This window comes from Streptomyces sp. NPDC057137, from assembly GCF_042670825.1.
GTDB lineage: Bacteria > Actinomycetota > Actinomycetes > Streptomycetales > Streptomycetaceae > Streptomyces.
On record NZ_JBHUUW010000002.1, the window covers coordinates 233,157 to 254,432 of the forward strand.

Genomic DNA, 21,276 nt, shown 5'->3' on the forward strand with positions numbered 1-21,276 from the left:
TATAGTCGTTGAACAAAGCGGTTCCCGTCCGTATCCCTGACCGGCGGGCGGGAGCCGCTCTTGCCTGTGCTCATCCCCTGCTTGGAGTCCGCCGATGCCGGCCAACGCCCCGACCACGACGACAACCGTCCTGACCGCCCGCGCGCTACTGCTCGACATGGACGGGACCCTCGTCAACTCCGACGCCGTCGTGGAACGCTGCTGGCGCCAGTGGGCGATCGAGCACGGCCTGGACCCGGAGGAGGCCCTGAAGGTCGTCCACGGCCGCCAGGGCTATCTGACGATGGCGGTACTGCTGCCGGACCGGCCGATGGAGCTGAACCTCGCGGACAACCGCGTGATGCTGGCACAGGAGACGGCGGACCTGGACGGGGTGGTCCCGATCGCGGGCGCGCCCGCGTTCATGGCGGCGATCGCCGAGCTGCCGCACGCGCTGGTGACCTCGGCGGACGAAGCGCTCGCGACGGCCCGCATGACGGCGTCCGGCCTCCCGATCCCCCTCACCCGCGTCACGGCGGAACACGTCTCGGCGAGCAAGCCGGACCCGGAGGGCTTCCTGAAGGGCGCCGCGCGACTGGGCGTCGACCCGGCGGACTGCCTGGCCCTGGAGGACTCCGACGCGGGCATCACGGCGGCGCGCTCGGCGGGGATGCGGGTGCTGGGGGTGGGCCCGCGTGCGGCGTCACTGTCCCCGACGGCCCACACGCACGACCTGACGGACGTACGGGTGACGACGCTGCCGGACGGCACGTTCCAGGTCCACGTGGGCGGGTAGCTCTCCCGCCCTTCCCGATGCCCGACCGCGCGCCGCGAGCGTTTGTCTGCGACATTTCGCTCATACGACCCCTCGGTGCGGAGGACCCTCATGTCGCTCACGGATGCCCACGAGGTCACACTCATCGCGGATCGGTCGGCGATCGGCCGACTGCTCAGCGGCTACTTCCGCGCTCTGGACAGCAAGCGCCTCGACACGGCCTGGGCCGAGGCCACGTTCACGGCCGACGCCGAGCTGAACTTCCCACCGGACCGGGTGGCGGAGGGGCGTGCCGCGGTCCTGGAGCTGACCCGGCAGATCGCGAGCTGGTGGAAGGCGACGCTGCATCTGACGACCGACCACCTCGTGGAGACCGACGGAGACACGGCCTCTCTGCACGCGAACCTGTCCGTGACCCACATTCACTTCGACGACGACCCGCGCCCGGAGGTCACGAACTTCGTGCTGGGTGGAGTGTGCGACCTGGCATGCGTTCGCACACCGCGGGGGTGGCGCATCGCCAGGTTCACACTGCGGGAGGTCTGGTCGCTCGGAGACCCGCCGGCGGTGGTACTCAAGGACGGCCACTGACGCGCACCACCCGCCACGGCGCGGACACACGGGCCGCAGGCCCGTCGTACCGCCGCGGCGCAGGTACGCCCCGTCCACACCGCACCCCGACCACGGACGCACGCCCTCCGGAACCGCCCGCAAGCGGACGCGAGCTGCGGCCCGCCAGCGTCCTGCCTGGGCGCCGACACGCCCGCAGGGCGCACCGCAGACCACCCACACCCGGCCACGAGCGCAAGCCCACCGCCCGACCCGGCGCCCACCGCCCACAAGCGGACACGGACCGCAAGCCCGCCAGCGCCCCACCGGAGCGCTGATACGCCCACAGGGGCCACCGCAGACCACCCACACCCGGCCACGGACGCAAGCCCACCGCCCGACCCGGCGCCACCGCCCGTCAGCCCCCGGGGGCTGACGGCGCGGGTACGCGCGACGGAAGTCCGGCCTTCGGCTCGCAGGGCGAACCGCCGACCCGGCGGAACCGCCCGTAGGGCGGGCACGGGCCGCAGGCCCGTCGCACCGCCCGCCACCCCCGGAGGCCCCGGGGGCCTGGGGCCCACCCCAGTTTCGGGAAGGGGCGGGAACGGGGAAAGAACAACGCCCCACGCCGCACCCCGGCACGGACCGCACCCCCGTCGCACTACCCGCCACCCCCGGGGGCCCGGGGCCCGCCCCGGTTTCGGGAAGGGGCGGGCACGGGGAGAAAACAGCGCCCTACCCCCGATGCACCACCCCCCGCGCCACCAGCTCCAGCACCACACTCACCGCCACCGCCTGCACCGCCATCAACGCCACCAGTACGAACAGCTGCACCGCCCCCGCGAACAGCGGCGACGCACCCCCCAGCAGCATCCCGACGAACGCGCCCGGCAGCGTCACCAGCCCCACCGTCCGCGTCTGGTCCAGCCCCGGCAGCAGCGCGTCCGCCGCCGCCGGGCGTGCCACCTCCAGGCGGGCGTCCCGGTCGGGCAGGCCGATCGCGAACCCGGCCTCCACCTCGCCCCGGCGCGCGCCGAGTTCGTCCAGCGCGCGCCGCCCGCCGAGCACCGTCGCCGTCAGCGCGCCGCCGATGAGGATGCCGGTGATGGGGATCAGGGCGATGCCCTTGACCGGTACGAGTCCGGTGAGGAGCAGCACCGCGACCACCGGCGCCACCCCCGCCCCGATGGGCACCGCGGCCCACCACCACGTCCCGTTCCCCGTGATGCGGCGCCCTGCCGTCCGTACCGCCACCGTGTACATGAGCGCGATGAAGGCCAGCAGCGCCGGTACGGACCCGACGACCCACCCGATCACCAGGGCGACCACGCCGAGCTGAACCGCCGCCCGTACCCCCGCGGTCGCGATCTCGCGCGCCCGCCCGAGGTGCGCGACCGCCGCGGTCCCGGCCGCCGCGACCAGCAGCACCGCCAGGACGAATCCGAACGTGACATCAACCTTCAGCAGCATGTTCCCCACCCAACCCCAGTCCGTGGCGGACATTCTGCCCGTACGTCAGATAACGCCCACATATGAGGCGTTGACGCCGCCCAAACCCTGACGACAGAAGTCCCGAAACTCTTGATGTGACGTGCCCATGTCGTCACCCTGTTACCTGGTGCCCACCTCACAGCAATCCGGCACCGCAACGATGGGCGCTCGGGTCCGGCCCCACACGGCTCCGAACGGTCAGCTTCCCCCCACGACAAGGGAGTTCGCATGTCAGGTATCTACGCGCGTCAAGGCCGTCCCGCCGGGCGAATAGCCGTCATCGCCGCGTCCGCCGCGCTGTTCTCGGCCACCGCGCTGCTCGTCGCCCCGACCCCTGCCCAGGCATCCCCGCCCACGCCCATCGCCGCCTCCACGGCGCGTACGTACCTCGGTCAGCTGACCGTGCGCGCCGAAGGCTCCACCAGCGGCTACAGCCGCGACCTGTTCCCGCACTGGATCACCCAGTCGGGCGCCTGCGACACCCGGGAGACCGTGCTCAAGCGCGACGGTTCGAACGTCGTGACGAACTCCAGCTGCGCGGCGACCAGCGGCAGTTGGTACTCCGAGTACGACGGCGCCACCTGGACCGCCGCCAGTGACGTGGACATCGACCACATGGTTCCGCTCGCCGAGGCGTGGACCTCCGGCGCCAGCGGCTGGTCGACCGCCCAGCGTCAGTCCTTCGCCAACGACCTCGGCAATCCGCAGCTGATCGCCGTCACCGACAACGTCAACCAGTCCAAGAGCGACCGCGACCCGGCGGAGTGGATGCCGCCGAGCGCCTCGTACCACTGCATGTACGCCCGTATGTGGGTGGACGTGAAGCACGCCTACAGCCTGACCGTCGACTCGGCGGAGAAGAGCAAGCTCCAGAGCGTCCTCAACGGCTGCTGACAACCGGCTACGACAACTCCGGCAGCAGCCCCGACCACAGGTCGTGCTGCCTGTCACAGCCCGGAACCTGGTCGGCCCCCTCCGTCGTTCCGTACCGTACGGGGCGACGGAGGAGGCACCATGACCGGGCTGCGCCTGGGACCACTGCTGCGCTATGTCGACGGGGAATCCGCCGGCACGGCCACGATCTGGGTCGAGACGGACCGGCCGTGCACGGCCGAGGTCCGCTGCGAGGGCGGCGCGTACGGCTCGTCGCACACGTTCCTGATCGCCGGGCACCACTACGCCCTGATCCCGGTGACCGGGCTCACCCCCGGCACCGCGGTCGCGTACGAGGTGCTGCTGGACGAGGTACGGGTCTGGCCGCCCGAGGACTCCCCGTTCCCGCCGAGCGTGATCCGTACACCGGCCACGTCCGCGACGGAGCACCCCGCAGACACCACTGCGAACGCCCCCGAACTCCACGTCTCCTTCGGCTCCTGCCGCTGGGCCTCCGCGCCGGTCGGTGAGCCCGACCCGGTCGGCCCCGACGCCCTCCACACCCTCGCCGCGACCCTCACGGCCGACCCCGGAGCCGTACGCCCCGATGTGCTGCTCCTCCTCGGCGACCAGGTGTACGCCGACGAGACGTCGAAGACGACGCGCCGCTGGCTGGCCGGGCGCCGCGATCTGGCCGAGCCGCCCGGCGCGGAGGTCGCCGACTACGAGGAGTACACCCACCTCTACGACGAGTCGTGGAGCGACCCCCAGGTCCGCTGGCTGCTCTCCACCGTCCCGAGCTGCATGATCTTCGACGACCACGACGTGATAGACGACTGGAACACCAGCGCGTCCTGGGTGGCGGAGATGCGTACGAAGCCGTGGTGGCGGGAGCGCATTCTCAGCGGCCTGATGTCGTACTGGGTGTATCAGCACCTCGGCAATCTCTCCCCCGCCGAACTGGCCGCGGACAAGCTGTACGCCGCCGTACGCGCGGAGCCTGACGGCACCGAACGGCTGCGGGAGTTCGCCGCCGAGGCCGACGCCGATCCGGCCTGTGTGCGCTGGAGTTACCGCCGCGACTTCGGCCGGACGCGACTGCTGATGGTCGACTCGCGGGCGGCCCGCGTCCTGGCGGAGGGGCACCGGGAGATGCTGGACCCGGAGGAGGCGCGGTGGCTACGTGACCAGGCGCTGACCGATCCGGGCGAGCGCGACCACCTCCTCATCGGCACCTCCCTGCCCTGGCTGCTGCCGCCGCTGGTGCACGACGCGGAGAGCTGGAACGCCGCGCTGGCCGGGGGCGAGCGCGGGCAGCGATGGGCGCGCTTCGGCGAGAAGCTGCGCCGGGCGGCGGACTTGGAGCACTGGGCGGCGTTCCCGACGTCGTTCGAGAAGCTGGCGGGGCTGATCGCCGAGGTGGGCAGCGGCCCCGACGCGCCGGCCACGGTCTGCGTGCTGTCGGGCGATGTGCACCACGCGTACGTCGCCGAGCCGGTCTGGCGCACGGAGCAGCCGGGGTCGCGCGTCGTCCAGCTCACCTGCTCCCCCGTGCACAACTCCATCCCGCTCTCGATACGCCTCGGCTTCCGGTTCGGCTGGAGCAGGGTGGGCCGGCGCCTGGGCCGCGCCTTCGCGCGGCACGGACGGGTGGCCGCCCCGTCCGTCACGTGGGGGAAGACCGGCGGTCCCTGGTTCGGTAATCAGCTGATGACGCTCACGTTGCGGGGACGCGCCGCGCGGCTGAGCCTGGCCCAGGCGCGGGCACAGGCCGGGGAGCAGAATGCCGGGGCGCGGCTGGTGACCGTCGACGAGCGGGAGTTGGCCCCGAAGTGACGCCGGGGAACGTCGGGGTGGCCTCGGAGCCGTCCGTACGCCCCTTTTGACACCCCATCATCCCTATTCATCGACCAATGCCCGGTTCCTCCGTACCGGGCATTGGTCTGCCCATGCCCTGCCGAATGGGATCTCCGTCGCAGTCGCGACAAGTCGACCGAAAGAAGCAGGTCAGGCGCCATGGCCCAGCTTCGCTCCGGAGAACGGGCGTTCGGCCGAGAAACAACCGTTGGCGGGATGTTGAACTTGCAAGCATTCCTTAGGGCTGCCTAACGTGAAGGGGTTCTCGTCGGTTACGTCCCGAACCGAAGGAGCCCAACCCCCCATGTCCACACGTCTCAACCATGCGCAGCCGTACGCCCTCGGACTCTTCCGAATGGTGATCGGACTGCTCTTCGCCTGCCACGGCGCCGCGACACTCTTCGGCGTCCTCGGCAAGGACACCCTCGAAGCCGGCACCTGGCCCGGCTGGTACGCCGCAGTCATCCAGCTCGTCGGAGGCAGCCTGGTCCTCCTCGGCCTGGGTACCCGGATCGCCGCGTTCGTGGCCTCGGGTTCCATGGCGTACGCGTACTTCAACGTCCACCAGCCCGACGGGCTGTTCCCCATGGAGAACGGCGGCGAAGCCTCGGCGATCTTCTGCTGGGCCTTCCTGCTGATCGTCTTCGTCGGCCCCGGCGCATTCTCGCTGGACCGGTTCATCGGCGCGCGCGGCACACGCGAGCCGGAGCGCCGGGATCAGCCCACGGCGGTGACGGCCTGACCGACAGTCAGACCGGCCGTCCGACCGTCAAACCGACCGTCAGACCGATCGTCCGACGGTCGGACAGCTCGAACAGCAGCACAGGCGCCCGGCTCCCGTTTCGACGGGGTCCGGGCGCCGTCCTGTGCAGCAGACTCGGCCGGACACCCACATTCGGCCATTCCCCGATCTCGGCCATTCAACAAACAGGAGGTGGACAACACCCGCCCCGTGGGAAGGTGGTCCACCACACAGGCGTACGCTGTATGGCTGACAGCCACCGTCACTTCGCTTCGCGCGAGGGGGCTCGGCGGTCAGGGGGATACGAGGCCGGGGGATTTCGGCTTCGTTACGGAAACGGGGAAGATAAAAGTGCTGGAGAGTCTGGGCGCGCTGACCGGCAGCCCATGGATCTACGCCGTTGTGGCGCTCTCCGTGCTTCTGGACGTGTTCCTGCCCGTGCTGCCCAGCGGCGTGCTGGTGATCACGACGGCCACGGCGGCGGCAGCGGGGTCCTCGGCGGTCGCCGACGCGGCCGGCAAGGTGTCGCACGTGGCGCATGTGCCGCAGGAAGTGCCTTCGCTGCTCGTGCTGATGGTGTGCGCGGCCGTCGCCTCCGTGATCGGTGACTTCGTCGCGTACCGCCTCGCCTGGCGCGGCGGGGACCGGCTGGCCCGCGCCATCGCGCGCTCCCGCCGGCTGACCACCGCGCAGGAACGCCTCGGCGCGGCCCTCACCGGCGGCGGGATCCTCGTGGTGATCGCGCGCTTCGTCCCGGCAGGCCGCTCGGTGGTCTCGCTGAGCGCGGGCGCGGCGCACCGCAAGATGAAGGAGTTCCTGCCCTGGTCCGCCCTGTCGGCCGTGGCCTGGACGGGTTACAGCGTCGGGCTCGGCTACTTCGGCGGCCAGTGGCTGGGGTCGAGCTGGTTCGGCGCGGCGGTGTCCGTGCTGGCGCTGTTCGCGGCGGGCCTGGTGGCCGCGGCCATCGTGCGCCGCCCGGCGCGGCGACGGGACGGCGCGCCCGCGCAGGTACCGGCGCCGGCGCCGGTCGTCTGAGACACCCGGCGCGACAGCCCACAGGTCCCAGCCACGCCTCAGGTGCGTGCCACGTCTCAGGTCCGGGCAGCGCCTCGTACCTCGATGCCGTCGAGCAGCCGCGTCGTGGCGGCGGCGATCTCCTCGACGGCCCGGTCGAACACCTCACGGTTGTGGGCCGCGGGCGCGCGGAAACCGGAGATCTTGCGCACGTACTGCAGGGCGGCGGCCCTGATCTCCTCCTCGGTGGCCTCTTCGGGGATGACGGGCGGACGGAGAGTCTTGATACTGCGGCACATACCTCCAGTGTGACCGATCTCCGCCCATGGTGGGTTCAGAAACAGAACTGATAGCTTCTGCCGCATGACGACTGTCGACTTCACCACGATGTCCGGACTCGAACTGCTGCGCTGGGCGGCCAAGCAGCCCACCGACCGGCCCACCATCGGACGGCTCCTCGGCATGGCCTTCGACGAGCTGGAGGAGGGCCGCGTCGTCGTGTCCCTCAGCACGAAGCCGGACTTCGCCAACCCGCTGGGCATCGTGCACGGCGGCATCGCGGCGACGCTGCTCGACTCGGCCCTGGGCTGCGCGGTGCACACGACGCTTCCGGCGGGCGTCGGTTTCACGACGCTGGAGCTGAAGGTGAACTACATCCGCACGGTGACCGTGGACGCGGGGCGGCTCACGGCGGTGGGCACGACGATTCACGTAGGCCGGCGTACGGCCACGGCGGAGGGCCGGGTCACGGACGAGCGCGGCAAGCTGATCGCCCACGCGACGACGACATGCATGATCCTGCCGCCCCCCGAAGGACGCCCCGCCCCCTAGGAGTTGACGTAACTCGCCTCGCCCGTCCCGGCGCGGAGCGTCGGCCGTACGTCCCGCGGGTCGATCGGCTCGCCGCAGTCGGGGCAGGCGAGTTCGGGCGTCATCGTGTGCCCGCACGTCTCGTGGCGGAGCCGTACGGGCGGACCGTCGTCGCCCGCCATCCATCGGTCGCCCCAGGCGAGGAGCGAGACGATCACGGGGTACAGGCCGACGCCCTTCTCCGTGAGCCGGTACTCGTGCCGCTCGGGCCGCTCCTGGTACCGCACCCGCCGCAGCACCCCGTGCTCCACGAGCGTGGCCAGCCGCTCGGTCAGCAGGGGCCGCGACGCGCCCGTGTTCGCCCGGAAGTCCTCGAACCGCCGTACGCCGAGGAACGCGTCGCGCAGCACGAGCAGCGTCCAGCGGTCCCCCACCACCGACAGGGCTCGCGCGACCGAACAGTCGACCTCACCGATCTCGTTCCATCGCATGCGCCCGAGTGTAGGAGCCCGGCCGGGCGGTCCACGAGGGCACCGGAGGGCGTACGGGACGCCTCAGTCCCGTACGGCGACGGACCAGCCCGGGTTGTACGTGTCGGGTACCGGGCGGCGCGGCCAGTCCCGCGCCCAGCTCGGCGGGTCCGTGCGACGCAGGATCACCGCCGTGGCGGGAGCCGGGTCGTCCATGTCCGCCGACGCGCAGCCCGCGGTGTACGCGACGGGGATCGCCGAGCCGTTCCCCTTGATCAGGCACGGCGGCCGTACCCCGTTCTCGCGCAGTACGGCGCTGATCCGCTGCCAGTCGCCGCGCGCCCGTTCCTGGACGCTCACATGCGTCCGTACCTGAGCGATCTGCACACCGGTATGCCCCAGCAGCACGAGGGTCAGCGCCACCGCGACCGGACGCGAGCCGCGCGCCCGGTCGGCGACGGCGAGCAGACCGACGGCGGCGGGCAGCACCAGCAGGGCGTAGCCGGGCAGGAGGAAACGGGGCGCCGCGTAGGGGACGAGGAAGAGGTACGGCAGCGCCCCGGCCACCGCGACGGCGACCGCGAGCCACAGCGGGGCCTTGGCGCGCCCGGTGCGACGTACGGTCCACAGCCCGAGGCCGACCAGCAGCGGAAGGAGCAGCCACCATTCGACGACGCCCGAGGCGACGGTGTCGCCCGTGCAGGGGCGGCAGAGCAACGGGCCGTCCAGGGCGGTGAGATGAGCCTTCAGTGAGAGGACGGGCCGCAGGCCGCCCTGAGTGTCGCTCGCCTCGGCGAGCCGCCCCGACACACCGCCGAACCGCAGCCGGGCCTCCACCACCCAGGGCAGCGCCCCGGCCGCGACACCCGCCACCACGGCGACGAGCCGCCCCCGTCCGCGCCACGCGGGCACCAGCGACGCGGCGACGAACAGCGGAAGGGCCACGGCGGCACCGTCGTTGGGCCGCATCAGCGTGACGACGGCCAGCCCGGCGACGATCCCGGCGTACGCGGCACGTCCGGGACGGCGCAGCAGAAAACAGCCGGTCGCGGCGGCGGCGCCCATCGCCGTGTAGTGGTTGGGCATGGCGGAGTTGGCGTAGAACAGCGCGAACCACAGGCTCCCGTACAGCCCCGCGGCCACCCAGACCGCCGCCGGCCGCCGCAGCGCCCCCAGCCACGGCCGAAACCCCAGATAGAGCGCACCGCCCGCCAGCGCGGTCATCCAGAGCCGCAGGAGCACCACCGAATCGCTCCACGAGGCGACAGGCGCGAGCAACAGGGGCACCCCGCGCGTACGCGGCGCACTGAACGGCACGCCGGGCCCGTACGGCCCGAACCTGCTGGCATAGACGATCTCGTCCCACCCCAGCGGCAACCCGACCGGCACGAGCACCCCGGCGACAACGACAAACCCCACGCACACCCCAACAAGCCCCCACCACGCCCGAACCGCCCCACCATCACCCCCGCCGCCGCCGTGCGGAACGACCTGGCCGGCGGACGGCATGACATCTGTCTGCACGCGTGGCACTCCCCCGTGTCGCACAACGACGCCCGGCGCCGCGACTGTCCCGCCGCATACCGGGGCCGGTGGTCAACCACCCCTGCGGATCACTCCACACAACACGGCACTTCAGCCCAACTCAACCCAATTCCACGCCATCCTGCCATCCGGCACTGCCGAAAGAAGCCGCTCAACCGCCGAACAACTCCGGGTACGGGCAAGGCTCGGGAGCCGACTCGGGCCGATCGGCCCAGTGCCACCAGACATGCCGCTGCGGGCACCCCCAGATGCCCCGGCACACCTGCTTGCCGTCCTCCTCACGGAGACAGAGGGCCATCCCACCGAACACCATCGGCCGGTCACAGGCTGGGCACAGGGGCGGGGAGTCGGAGGCCACGAACAGAACGTACCGAAGGCCCCCGACCATGATCGGTCGGGGGCCTTCGGTGGTGGTGGGCGCGGACGGTTTCGAACCGCCGACATTTGCTTTGTAAGAGCAACGCTCTACCCCTGAGCTACGCACCCGTGGACGAGGCAACAGGTTACATGGCGCACGGCCCCCTCTGACAAACGCCTTCGCAGGCCGGGCGCCCGGTTACGCTCCGGGCGCGTCGGTGGCGGGGGGATATCCCCACCACGGAGACGGTGGCCGACCGGATCGTTCGGGGGCGGTGGGATTCGTACCGTGGAGGCACATCCGCAGGACCATCTTGGGGGACCGATCACCGTGGACATGCTCCGAACGCACGACACCCGCCGTACCCGTCGCGCTCGCACTCTCGTCGCCGCCGGAGGCGCCGTGCTCGCCGTGGTCGCCGTCAGTGGGTGCGGGAGCGCCGACGCCGACGAGGCGCCGGTCGAGAAGCGGTCGTTCGCCTTCAGCGGGAAGACGCTGACCATCGCGTCGGGGAACACCTCGATCGACCTGGTGCCGGCGGACGTGAAGGACGTCGAGGTGACGCGTCAGGTCGACGGCTGGGTGATGTTCGGTTCGGGGCCCGACCCCGTCTGGAAGCTGAAGGAGAGCACCCTCACGCTCGACGTGAAGTGCAAGGCGCTGGTGAACAACTGCGAGTCCCGGCACCAGGTGAAGGTGCCGCGCGATATGGCCGTGAAGGTGCGGAACGACAACGGCAGCGTGCGCGCCGACGGCTTCGACACCGATCTGAACCTCCGCTCCGACAACGGCTCCGTCGACGTACGGAACTCCAGCGGCAAGCTCGATCTGTTCAGCGACAACGGCAAGGTGACGACCGACGGCGTCTCGTCCACATCGGTGCGCGCCCGGTCGGACAACGGAGCGGTGCGGCTGAGGCTCACCTCCGTACCGGACAAGGTGGACACGTTCAGCGACAACGGGTCCGTCACGATCGACCTGCCGAAGTCCGACACCAGCTACGCGGTGACCGCCAAGAGCGACAACGGGAGCGTCGATGTGGACGTGCCCACCGATGACGACAGCGGCCATGTGGTGAAGGCCCGTAGCGACAACGGCAAAGTCACAGTCCGAAGCGCGAACTAACCGACCCGTGTGTTCGTCCCTTCCTGGTGGGAGAATGTACTCGGCAGGGGCGTAATCGGCACGGGAGAGGGATGTGACGGCGACACACGCGCAGCCGCACGCACGAGCGAGGGCGGGTGGCGTCCGTGATGTCCTCACCCTGATGCTGCTGCCGGTGCCGGTGATCATCGCGACCCTGCCGGGAGCCTTCGCCGGCGGGGGTACGCGGCGTTGGTTCGGCGGGCGTGGCGAGAATCAGCGCGCCGACGCACAGGCCGCCAAGGACGCCGCCGCAGCGGCTTTCTACGAGCTGGACACGGCCCAGCGTGACCTGCGCATCTCGATAGAGACGATCACCGCGGTGGACAGTTCGCCGGGCGCGCGGCGGGTCGTGGACGAGTTCGCCAGGCTGGGAGAGCGGATCGACGAGGCCAGCAGCGGCTACATCAACGCCGTCGACGCCCACGACCTCGACCGGCACGATCTGGAACCGTCCGTCGCCTCGACGGCCCGTACGGAACTGACCAGGGCCAAGGACGAGCTTGTCCGCGTCAAGGGCGAGCTGGACCGCTTCGAGCGCGGGCTCGGCCCACTGCTCGACAAGGCGGAGACGCAGTTGGCCCGGCTGGCACCCGCCGTGGAGCGGGCGCGGCAGACGCTGCTCGCCGCGAGCAACGCCCTGGACGCGGTGCGTGGCTCCGGGCTGCGGGCCGACGACCTCGCGGCACGGCTCGCGACGCTCGGCCCGGAGCTGACCAAGCTCAACCAGGGCGCGGGCCAGCACGGCGTGGCCGAGACGATTCAGCGCGCCGACCGGGTGCTGCGGGACGCCGAGGCCGTACGGGCCGAGGCCGAGCGGCTGCCCGAGCGCGCCGCCGAGATCGACCGGCGGCTGGTGTCGCTGCGTACCCGCGCACAGGCCCTGACGACGCGCGCGGGCTCCGTGGAGCCGGTCCTGAGCGAACTGAGGCGCCGCTTCAGCGCCGCCTGCTGGCAGGACCTCCAGCCCGTGCCCGAGCAGGCGGGGACTTCCGTGCACCAGGCGGAGGAGAAGCTGAAGGAGGCCGCCAAGGCACGCGAGGAGCAGCGCTGGCCCGACGCGACGGCCCTGCTCAGCACCGTCCGGGCGCTGCTGAACTCCACCGACGAGGCCGTGTCGGCCGCCGGTGACCGTCTGCAGCGGCTCAATGCCGTATCGAAGGACCCGCAGCAGGAGATCGACCGGACGCGGTTCGCCGTGCGGGACGCGCAGCGGCTGGCGATGGCGGGCCGCAACACGCCCGACCCCCGGCACGCGCGCCCGCTGGACGACGCCGTGGCGCGGCTGGACCGGGCCGTGGCGGGGCTGGAGGGGCGGCATCCCGACTGGTGGCACTTCCTGACGGAGACGGAGGCGGTGCGCAACACAGCGGCCCGCGTCGTCGGTGAGATCCGGGACGAGCGGGGCGCGGGGGCCTGACCGGCCCCGGCCCCCACCGGTCCGCACCGGTCCGCTCGTCGACCCCGCCCGCCACCTCCCCGCCGTCCGATTTGTCCCCTTGCCGTGCCGGACGGATCCTTGAGGTACGCACAAAAGTGCGAAAGTGCGAACACAGGCCACTGGCACGTACGGCTGAAGGGGGCCGCTCATGTCCGGTCAAGGGACCTTTTCCCGCCCCGCACGGCAACGACGGCCCCAGAAGCGGGTCAGGCTCGACGAACATCTGCCCGTCGACCACAACCTGAGCCGGGTGTACCGGGTCGGTGCGGGACTGATCGGTCTGGTGCTGCTCGTGTTCGGCATCCTCGGGCTGGTCAACCAGATCGGTGTCTTCGGCACCGGCAGCCACACCACCGTCGGCCTGAACACCAACGGCGCGCTGAGCGTCCTGTCCATCTGCGTCGGCGTCCTGCTCTTCGTCGGCATGCTGATCGGCAAGAACTTCGCCTCGACGCTGAACATGATCCTCGGGCTTCTCTTCATCCTCAGCGGCTTCGTCAACCTCGCGCTGATCGACACCGGATTCAACCCCCTCGCCTTCCGCATCCAGAACGTGCTGTTCAGCTTTGTGGTGGGCGTACTGCTCATGTTCTTCGGCATGTACGGGAGAGTCAGCGGCAGCCTGCCGCACGACAATCCCTACTGGCGGGCCCGCCATCCCAGCCAGGTGGAGGACGAGCGGCGCGGCCGCGCCGCCGCCGGGCAGCGCGCGGTCCACGCCCACCGTGCCGAGACCTCCCACCGGCAGGGCGCGCACCGGACGGCCGGATAGCCTGGCCCCATGCCTCGCTACGAGTACCGCTGCCGCCCCTGCGACACGACTTTCGAACTCAGCCGTCCCATGGCGGAGTCGTCGGCGTCGGCCACCTGCCCCGCCGGCCACCAGGACACCGTCAAACTGCTGTCCACCGTCGCCGTGGGCGGCTCGGCGAAGGGCTCCCCGGCCTCCGCCCCCTCGGGCGGCGGGGGCGGAGGAGGCTGCTGCGGCGGGGGCTGCTGCTCCTAGGGCGCGATCGAACAGACACGCCTTAGGTGTTCAGATAGCGCAGGATGGCGAGGACCCGGCGGCTGTAGCCGCCCTCTCCACTGAGCGCCAGCTTGTCGAAGATCGCGTTGCAGTGTTTCTCTACGGCGCTGACCGAGATGTGCAGCCGCCGCGCGATCGCCGTGTTGGTGTGCCCCTGGGCCATCTCGGCGAGCACTCCCCGCTCACGCTCGGTGAGCCGGGACAGCGGATCCGTACGGTTGGAGCGGGCCAGCAACTGCCGTACGACCTCCGGGTCGAAGGCCGCCCGGCCCTCCGCCACCCGCTCCAACGCGTCGAGGAACTCGTCCACTTGGACCACCCGGTCCTTGAGGAGATAGCCGACTCCCCCCGAGTCGGCGGTCAGCAACTCCGTCGCGTAGCGCTTCTCCACGTACTGGGAGAGGACCAGCACCCCCACCGCGGGCCATCGCCTGCGGATCTCCAGCGCGGCCCGTAGCCCCTCGTCGGTGTGCGAGGGCGGCATCCGTACGTCCGCCACCACCACATCCGGCTGGTCACGGGCGACAACGGCCAGCAGCGCCTCCGCGTCGGCGACCGCGTCCACCACCTCGTGCCCCTCCTCGGCGAGCAGCCGCACCAGACCCTCCCTCAGCAGGGTCGAATCCTCGGCCAGGACTACTCGCATGGAATCTCCGCGGTGATGGTGGTGGGGCCGCCGGGCGGACTGTCGATCCACAGGAGCCCGTCGAGGGCGTCGACGCGACGGGCCAAGCCGAACAGACCGCTGCCCGACAGATCGGCGCCACCCTTGCCGTCGTCCGTCACCTCTATTCGCAACGTACGGGTGTCTTCGACGACTCTCACATCGATACTCGTCGCCCCTGAGTGCTTGACCGCGTTGGTGACGCTTTCGGACACGACGAAGTAGGCAACGGTCGCCGCGGCCTTCGGCGGTTCACCGCCGAGCCGGCAACGCAGCCGCACCGGCAGCGGGCACCGCTCGGCGACCGTCTCCAGCGCCGCTCGGAGACCCGCCTCGTCCAGCACCGTCGGATAGACACGCCAGGCCACCTCCCGCAGTTCGTCGAGAGCCTGGCTGGTCTGTTCGTGCGCCTGCCGCAGCAATTCGTCCGCGTGCTGGGGGTCGCGGGTGCGCCGGGCACGGCCCAGCAGCATCCCGAGGGCCACCAGCTGCTGCTGCACTCCGTCGTGCAGATCCCGCTCGATTCGACGGCGCTCGTCATGCACCACGTCCACGACTCCCGCCCGGCTGACGGCGAGCTGCTCTATCCGCCGTTCCAACGCCTCCTGACGGCTGGGGCCCAGGAAACGCCTGGCCAACTTCCCTTCGGCCGCGGCGATTTCGAAGAACGCCAGTACAGAGAGGAAAAGCAGGAACAGACCGCCGAGGGTGGCGACCGCGAGCGTGCCCGGATTCTCGATCTCGATGATCGCCCAGGCGTAGACGAAGAAGGTGCCGTACGCGGCGCCGATCAGCGCGGTCAACACCAGGGCGGCCCCGAAGAGTCCGAGCGCCCAGCGGGTCGCGAGATAGCGCAGGGCTCCGGCCTGCTCGTAACTCGCGGAGACCCGCTCGTCGAGCATGGTGCGGAGCCGGTGGCGCTCCAGGTCGACCAGGCTTCGCGCGCAGGCGTCCACCGGCCGCATGACCGCGCGGCGCCCCCGCGGCCATGCCCGCACGAGGAGCAGAGCTATGCCCGCGAGCAGTGAGAAGACCAGCTCTATCACCGCCGTGCCGCTTCCGATACCGAGTCCGACCCCGAGTCGCGCCCCGCGACGCACCACTGTGTTCACGATCAATAACGCTAGCGGGACGCATGTGCCCGCACACTGCGGGAAACCTCAGTAATCCGTACGGTCCGCCTCAATGTGCTTGCCTGAGCAGGCACCTAGCGTGGGAGTCATGATCGCAAGCAGCAGCCCGCAGCAATGGGTCAACAGCTTGATGGACACGCTCGGAGCACCGGGCGCGGGCATAGCCATTGCCCTGGAGAATCTCTTTCCTCCCCTGCCCAGCGAGGTGATCCTGCCGCTCGCGGGCTTCGCGGCCAGCACCGGCGAGATGGGTCTGCTGGCGGCGGTGCTGTGGACGACCGCGGGCTCGGTCGTGGGCGCGCTCGCCCTGTACGGGCTGGGCGCGTGGCTCGGCCGGGAGAGGACCATCGCTCTCGCGTCCAAGGTGCCGCTGGTGAAGGCGAGCGACATAGAGAGGACCGAGGACTGGTTCAGCCGGCATGGCGCGAAGGCGGTCTTCTTCGGCCGGATGATCCCCCTCTTCCGCAGTCTGATCTCCGTGCCCGCGGGCGTCGAGAGGATGCGGCTGCCCGTCTTCATCGGTCTGACGACACTCGGCAGCGCGATCTGGAACACCGCGTTCATCATGGCCGGCTACACACTCGGCGAGAACTGGAAGGAGGTGAGCGGCTATGTCTCGACGTATTCGAAGCTGGTCCTGGGCATCGTGCTGCTCGTGCTCCTGGCCCTGGTGGTCAGGCGGGTGGTCAGGGCCCGTCGGGAGAAGCAGCGCGGCTGAGCCGCCGCAGGATCTCCTCCCCCGCGGCCACGCCGGTCTCGGTCAGTGTCTCCACGTGCGGGGCGCTCCAGCCGGTGTCGGCCAGCTCGCCGTGACCGGGCCGCCAGCCGCGGTCGGCGGCCAGCAGCAGGTCGGCGTCGAGGAGGGAGTCCCCGGCGGCGAGGGTCAGTTCGGCGCCGGTCCGCCGGGCGACCTCACGCATCGCGGCGCTCTTGGTCAGCGGCCGCGGTACGGCGTAGATCTTCCGGCCCTGGAGGGAGACCGTCCAGCCGCGGCCGTCGGCCCACTCGGCAAGTTCCTTCACCCAGCCCTCGGGCAGCAGCGCGCGGTCGACCACGAGATACGCGAACAGGTCCTCGGCGATCCGCTCCTTGAGCAGCCACGCGGAGTCGGCCGCGGCGAGAAGGTGCTCCCTGACTTCCTTGAGCGGGGCGCAGCTCTCGGCGAGGCGGTCCCTCACCCGGGTCTGCCAGGCGGGGTCGGACTCGCCGTCGACGAGGAGATGACCACCGTTGGCACAGATCGCGAACCGAGGGGCGGGGCCCGGCAGATGGATACGGAAGTACTGCTCACGGGTGCGGGTCGTGGTGGGCACGAACACCGTGCCGCCGGCGAGGTCTTCGAGCAGCCCGGCGGCCGTCTCCGTCATGTACGACAGGGGCCGGCTCTCGTAGATCTCGACGCAGAGCAGGCGGGGGGCCTCGGCGTCCGGCATGGCGAGCTGGAGCGCGGCGGCCGAATAGATGAGGGTGCGGTCGAGGTCGCTGGCGACCAGCGCCGCCGAGGAGGTGGACGCGTTCACGAGGTGGCCACCGCCGTGCCGTCCGCACCCGTGGCGCCACGGGTGTAGCGGGGGTGGATCAACCCGACGCAGGTGTAGGGAAGTCCGTCGACTTCCTCCACAGGTACGCCGCGCTGCTCGGCGAGCAGCCGGACGTGATCGAGGTCGGTTCCCGCGCCGCGCTTGGCCAGGATCTTCCAGGGGACGCGGCGCAGCAGGACACGGGTGGTCTCGCCGACACCGGGCTTGACGAGGTTCACGTCGTGGATTCCGTACTCCTCGCTGATCCGCTCGACGGCGGCCCAGCCTTCCCAGGTGGGTGCGCGGTCGGTGGAGAGAAGTTCCTTGACCTCGGTGTCCACCGCGTCCGTGACGTCGTCGAAGCGGGCGGCGACGGTGTCCAGGAAGTAGCCGGACACATCGGCGTCGGCGAGTTCGCGGTAGTACTTCGCTCCGTGGAAGTCGTCGGGGCCGACGAGGTCGGCGCGCAGGACGGTACGGGAGATGAGCCCGGAGACGGTGGAGTTGAGGCAGGCGGAAGGGATGAGGAAGTCCTCTCGGGTGCCGTAGGTCCGTACGCAGCCACCGGGGTCGGCGAGTACCGCGATCTCGGGGTGGAAGTCGGCGAACTCGGCCAGTGCGTCGGCCAGTTCGCGGGTGATGGCGCCCTTGCCGGTCCAGCCGTCGACGAAGACGATGTCGGCGGGGTTGTGGTGGGCCGCGAGCCAGCGGATGGCGTTGGTGTCGATGCCGCGGCCGCGCACGATGGAGATGGCGTAGTGCGGCAGATCCAGGCCGTGCCGGTGTTGGGCCCAGCGGCGCATCAGGACACCCACGGGTGTGCCGGCTCGGGCGAGTGAGACGAGGACGGGCCGCGCCTGCGTGGCTTCCGGGGAGGCGGGGTCGTCGTAGCGCTGCGGGTGCTCGGCCAGCACGGTATCCGTGACGGTGCCGACGGCACGGGCGATGCGGGCGGCGGAGGTGGCGAGGGCGGATCGGAAGAGTTCCTGGTATTCGACGCTCGGCTGGTACTCGACGGGCAGTGACTCCGCGTAGTGGGCACCGCCGCTCTGTATCGCCTCTTCGCGCTCCTCCGTCGGGGCTTCCAGTTCCACGGCTGACAGGTCCTGGAGGAGCCAGCCGACGTCGTCGGCGGCGTACGAGGAGAATGCGGGGCCACGGAGAGGGGCGGGCAGCATGGGGGGTTCCTGCCGGTCGGGGACGTGCGAGGGAACAGGGAGGTACGAGGGGACGACAGCGAGCACGACACGCGGGACATGAGCGGCGAGCTGGGCGAGCAGGCCGCCCGGGGCGTGCAGGTCCGGGGAGTCCGCCAGGGAGTCGACGACCGCGACGACGGCGTCGAAGCCGCCGCCGGCGACGTTGTAGGCGTACCGGTCGCCGATGCCGTCGCCTTCGGGGAAGGCCGCGGTGTCGTGGGCCGGGAAGACGAGACGGCTGCGTATCGCATAGCCGGGGTCGTCCACGGCCAGAACGGGCGAGCGGGTCGTGGTCGAGTAGCGGACCTCGATGCCGGTGACGGAGCGCTCCAGTTCGATTGCGAGGCGCAGAGGCGCGTACATCAGCTCCTCGAAGCCGAGGACAAGGACGCGTCGGGCGTCGCCGAGCTCCTGGGCGAGCGCGGCGGCCATGGCGGGCGCGGCGGCCTCCAGGCGGGCGCGGTGGGCCGGCGTGAAGCCGTGCCGCCCCCCGTCGGGCAGCCCGTCGGGCCAGCCGACCGACACACGCACGATGTCGCCACCGGTCGAGTCCGGGCTGGAGGTGGAGGTGGAGGTGGAGGTGGAGGTGGGTGCGGGGGTGGTGGGGAGGGGGTGGGGGGAGGGGGAGGGGGCCCCCACCCCCGGCCCGAGTCCCGTATCCGAACCGTCCTCGTACTCCGCGACCAGTGCCTGGCCTCGTGCCAGTACGTCCTCCGGGAGGGCGACCGTGCCCGAGGCCATGGCCACCAGGTCGACGCGCGCGCCGATCTCCTGGGCGAATTCCGCGAGCCGACCCCGGTCGGCGGCCGAGCGCATGTCGACGAGAGCCACGATCACGTACCACCGGCGCGGGTAGCGGGCGTGCAGAGCGCGAATCGTGTTGAGAACCGTGTTCCCCGTCGAGAACTCGTCGTCCACGAGGACCAGCGGACCGTCGCCCGCCAGCAGGTCCGGGTCCTCCGGGAGCAGCAGATGCGAGGTGGCGTGCGAGTGGGACTCCTCGAAACCGCCCGCGGTGGCGACACCGGCCACCGGACGGCGGGTGGAGTGCAGGTACGGGGCGCGCACCACGCCGTCGGCCACCGAGTGGCCGAGGCCGGTCGCGGTCTCCGCGTAACCGAGGATCACGGTCTGCTCGACGGCGTCGCCCAGCAGATCCCGTACGCGCTCGCCGAGGGCCACGCCCGCGCCGTGCACAACGGAGGGCCGCTGCGGGACGTGTTTGCCGAGAACGTTCGAGACCAGGAGGTGGGCGCGCTTGGGGTTGCGGCGCAGGGCCAGGCCCAGCAGCTCGCGCAGTTCGTCCCCGCCGACGAGCTCTATGCCCAGCCGTTCGGCGACCCATGACCCCGACCACACCACGTTGCCGTTCTCCTCTGCCGTCTCGCTGTACTCGTAGTTTCTGTCGGCGTTGTCCGGGCCGCCGCCCTTCGCGCCCGTCCCGCTCACTCCACCAGCCCGGCGGCCAGCAGCTCCACGAAGCCGATGTCTTCCTTGGCGACACCGAAGACCTCGGCGCGCTGCATGGTGCGTTCGGCCCAGGCGCGGTGGGGCTTCACCTCGTTCATCTTGTTCGTGTACGACGAGCGCAGCACGCCTCCTCCGCCCCGCTCCGGCCGCAGGATGTCCTGGGCGTCGCTGAACTCCTCGTGGCTGACCACCGACAGCGCGTGCACGGGCATGACGTGCGAGGGGTGGATGCAGGTCTTGCCGACCAGTCCGTTGGTCTGGTCGAGCTGGATCTCGCGCAGCAGTCCGTCGAGGTCGTGCTCGATGAGGGCGGTGCGCAGTTCCTCGGCCCGTCCTTCGAGGAAGGGGCTGCGGCGCAGCTGCGGTTTGAACATCCGCTCGTGGAGTCGGAAGTACTCCCACACGGGGCCGGTGATGGTGAAGCCGGTGCCGTCGGCGCGGCCGAGGACGTTCACGACGTCGGCGATGACGGCGGAGACGATGCGTACGTCGTACGCGGTCATATCGGGCGAGCGGCGGAGCCCGTACGCGGAGCAGAAGTCGGTGACGCCGAGCCGCAGCGCCAGTACCCGCTCCCGGTATTTGTCGACGGTGCGGGCGATGCCGGTGAGGGTCTCGGTCCGCGTCTCCAGATGCAGCAGCTCGGGCGATTCGAGTACGGGCATGGCGAAGAGCCGCTGTCCGCTCTCATGTTCGGCCGAAATTAGTGCCTCAAGGAAGGGGACTCCACGCTCCTCGGTGAACTTCGGCAGTACGAATCCGGACAAGATGTGGGCGGCGGTGCCGAGCCGGCGTACGAGGTCGGGTATCTGGTCCGGTTCACGGACCCGGACGAACAGCAGCGGCAGCTCCACGCCACGCCGGTCGAGGTCGGCGAACTGCCGGACCAGGTTCTCCTCGGCCCACTCGACTTCGGAGTCGTCGATGGAGTCCTCCAGGCACAGCACCATCGACACGACGCCCCGACCGGCCAGCTTGACCACGTCGTCCGCCAGCCGTGGCCTGGTCGCGGGGCTGTAGAGGGTGGCCCCGAGGGCTGCCGACAGCATGCGGGCCGGGGAGGCCGAGGTGAACTCACCCGGCTCCCGGTGGAACAACACTTGCCGAGCAGTGGACGGAATATGCCCGAAGTGACGCATTTACATCCCCCGTACTGCCACGGTGGTCGCGTTGACATGTGGCCGGTAATAGTACGTATGGACGGGAGTCAAGAGTT

21 protein-coding genes and 1 tRNA gene are annotated in these 21,276 nt (G+C 70.8%); 12 read left to right on the top strand and 10 right to left on the bottom strand.

Annotated elements, in window-relative coordinates; translation table 11 throughout:
- Positions 1-94 precede the first annotated feature (94 nt).
- The gene (locus ACFT9I_RS03625) at positions 95-775 is read left to right on the top strand and encodes an HAD-IA family hydrolase (protein WP_382560122.1); all 681 of its coding nucleotides are present in this window, start codon (positions 95-97) and stop codon (positions 773-775) included.
- Positions 776-865: 90 nt separating this feature from the next.
- Positions 866-1,345 carry a nuclear transport factor 2 family protein gene (locus tag ACFT9I_RS03630; RefSeq protein ID WP_382560125.1) on the top strand — a complete coding sequence of 160 codons (480 nt, stop codon included), beginning with the start codon at positions 866-868 and terminating at the stop codon, positions 1,343-1,345.
- Between the two features lie 693 nt (positions 1,346-2,038).
- On the opposite strand, the gene ACFT9I_RS03635 is transcribed toward ACFT9I_RS03630, so the two are convergent.
- Entirely contained in the window at positions 2,039-2,773 is a 735-nt protein-coding gene (locus tag ACFT9I_RS03635) for an ABC transporter permease (RefSeq protein WP_382560127.1), read from the bottom strand.
- Between the two features lie 249 nt (positions 2,774-3,022).
- Between ACFT9I_RS03635 and ACFT9I_RS03640 the strand changes: the two genes are divergently transcribed.
- From ACFT9I_RS03640 to ACFT9I_RS03655, 4 genes are all read left to right on the top strand, one after another.
- Entirely contained in the window at positions 3,023-3,688 is a 666-nt protein-coding gene (locus ACFT9I_RS03640; protein WP_382560130.1) for an HNH endonuclease family protein, read from the top strand.
- Between the two features lie 120 nt (positions 3,689-3,808).
- Complete coding sequence (locus ACFT9I_RS03645; RefSeq protein WP_382560133.1) at positions 3,809-5,503, top strand: alkaline phosphatase D family protein; 1,695 nt, start codon at positions 3,809-3,811, stop codon at positions 5,501-5,503.
- Positions 5,504-5,828: 325 nt separating this feature from the next.
- Complete coding sequence (locus ACFT9I_RS03650; protein WP_382560136.1) at positions 5,829-6,266, top strand: DoxX family protein; 438 nt, start codon at positions 5,829-5,831, stop codon at positions 6,264-6,266.
- 351 nt (positions 6,267-6,617) lie between these two features.
- A complete protein-coding gene (locus tag ACFT9I_RS03655) occupies positions 6,618-7,301 on the top strand; it encodes a DedA family protein (RefSeq protein ID WP_382560139.1) in 684 nt (227 codons plus the stop codon).
- A 56-nt stretch (positions 7,302-7,357) separates the two neighbouring features.
- Here ACFT9I_RS03655 and ACFT9I_RS03660 read toward each other — a convergent pair whose 3' ends face one another.
- A complete protein-coding gene (locus tag ACFT9I_RS03660) occupies positions 7,358-7,579 on the bottom strand; it encodes a DUF2277 domain-containing protein (protein ID WP_382560141.1) in 222 nt (73 codons plus the stop codon).
- 64 nt (positions 7,580-7,643) lie between these two features.
- Here ACFT9I_RS03660 and ACFT9I_RS03665 point away from each other — a divergent pair, with 64 nt between their 5' ends.
- Positions 7,644-8,111 (top strand): PaaI family thioesterase, encoded by a 468-nt coding sequence (locus ACFT9I_RS03665; protein WP_382560144.1) that lies wholly within the window; start codon positions 7,644-7,646, stop codon positions 8,109-8,111.
- Here the strand turns inward: ACFT9I_RS03665 and ACFT9I_RS03670 are convergent.
- The 3 genes from ACFT9I_RS03670 to ACFT9I_RS03680 all read right to left on the bottom strand — a co-directional run bounded on the left by ACFT9I_RS03670 (position 8,108) and on the right by ACFT9I_RS03680 (position 10,591).
- Positions 8,108-8,581, bottom strand: coding sequence for a winged helix-turn-helix transcriptional regulator (locus ACFT9I_RS03670; protein WP_382560147.1), 474 nt, complete (start codon positions 8,579-8,581; stop codon positions 8,108-8,110). The genes ACFT9I_RS03665 and ACFT9I_RS03670 overlap by 4 nt on opposite strands.
- A 63-nt stretch (positions 8,582-8,644) precedes the next feature.
- A complete protein-coding gene (locus ACFT9I_RS03675; RefSeq protein WP_382560149.1) occupies positions 8,645-9,979 on the bottom strand; it encodes a hypothetical protein in 1,335 nt (444 codons plus the stop codon).
- A 537-nt stretch (positions 9,980-10,516) separates the two neighbouring features.
- Positions 10,517-10,591: transfer RNA gene (locus ACFT9I_RS03680), tRNA-Val, on the bottom strand.
- Positions 10,592-10,799: 208 nt separating this feature from the next.
- On the opposite strand from ACFT9I_RS03680, the gene ACFT9I_RS03685 reads away from it, so the two are divergent.
- From ACFT9I_RS03685 to ACFT9I_RS03700, 4 genes are all read left to right on the top strand, one after another.
- Positions 10,800-11,588 carry a DUF4097 family beta strand repeat-containing protein gene (locus ACFT9I_RS03685; protein WP_382560267.1) on the top strand — a complete coding sequence of 263 codons (789 nt, stop codon included), beginning with the start codon at positions 10,800-10,802 and terminating at the stop codon, positions 11,586-11,588.
- 73 nt (positions 11,589-11,661) lie between these two features.
- Entirely contained in the window at positions 11,662-13,026 is a 1,365-nt protein-coding gene (locus tag ACFT9I_RS03690; RefSeq protein WP_382560152.1) for a hypothetical protein, read from the top strand.
- A 169-nt stretch (positions 13,027-13,195) separates the two neighbouring features.
- Positions 13,196-13,819 (top strand): DUF4383 domain-containing protein, encoded by a 624-nt coding sequence (locus tag ACFT9I_RS03695; RefSeq protein ID WP_382560155.1) that lies wholly within the window; start codon positions 13,196-13,198, stop codon positions 13,817-13,819.
- A gap of 9 nt (positions 13,820-13,828) precedes the next feature.
- The gene (locus ACFT9I_RS03700; protein ID WP_382560158.1) at positions 13,829-14,053 is read left to right on the top strand and encodes a zinc ribbon domain-containing protein; all 225 of its coding nucleotides are present in this window, start codon (positions 13,829-13,831) and stop codon (positions 14,051-14,053) included.
- 22 nt (positions 14,054-14,075) lie between these two features.
- Here ACFT9I_RS03700 and ACFT9I_RS03705 read toward each other — a convergent pair whose 3' ends face one another.
- Together ACFT9I_RS03705 and ACFT9I_RS03710 are read right to left on the bottom strand one after the other, a co-directional pair.
- Positions 14,076-14,720 (bottom strand): response regulator, encoded by a 645-nt coding sequence (locus tag ACFT9I_RS03705; protein WP_382560159.1) that lies wholly within the window; start codon positions 14,718-14,720, stop codon positions 14,076-14,078.
- Positions 14,711-15,850, bottom strand: a complete 1,140-nt coding sequence (locus tag ACFT9I_RS03710; RefSeq protein ID WP_382560162.1) for a histidine kinase — start codon at positions 15,848-15,850, stop codon at positions 14,711-14,713. The genes ACFT9I_RS03705 and ACFT9I_RS03710 overlap by 10 nt, the downstream gene beginning before the upstream one ends.
- A 109-nt stretch (positions 15,851-15,959) precedes the next feature.
- On the opposite strand from ACFT9I_RS03710, the gene ACFT9I_RS03715 reads away from it, so the two are divergent.
- Positions 15,960-16,589, top strand: a complete 630-nt coding sequence (locus ACFT9I_RS03715; protein ID WP_382560165.1) for a DedA family protein — start codon at positions 15,960-15,962, stop codon at positions 16,587-16,589.
- Here ACFT9I_RS03715 and ACFT9I_RS03720 read toward each other — a convergent pair.
- The 3 genes from ACFT9I_RS03720 to ACFT9I_RS03730 form a co-directional block, all read right to left on the bottom strand.
- Complete coding sequence (locus ACFT9I_RS03720; protein ID WP_382560167.1) at positions 16,558-17,391, bottom strand: HAD family hydrolase; 834 nt, start codon at positions 17,389-17,391, stop codon at positions 16,558-16,560. The genes ACFT9I_RS03715 and ACFT9I_RS03720 overlap by 32 nt on opposite strands.
- Positions 17,388-19,952, bottom strand: coding sequence for a phosphoribosyltransferase (locus ACFT9I_RS03725; RefSeq protein ID WP_382560269.1), 2,565 nt, complete (start codon positions 19,950-19,952; stop codon positions 17,388-17,390). Before ACFT9I_RS03725 ends, ACFT9I_RS03720 begins: the two co-directional genes overlap by 4 nt.
- 83 nt (positions 19,953-20,035) lie before the next feature.
- Positions 20,036-21,199, bottom strand: coding sequence for an HpcH/HpaI aldolase/citrate lyase family protein (locus ACFT9I_RS03730; protein ID WP_382560169.1), 1,164 nt, complete (start codon positions 21,197-21,199; stop codon positions 20,036-20,038).
- Between the last annotated feature and the right edge of the window lie 77 nt (positions 21,200-21,276).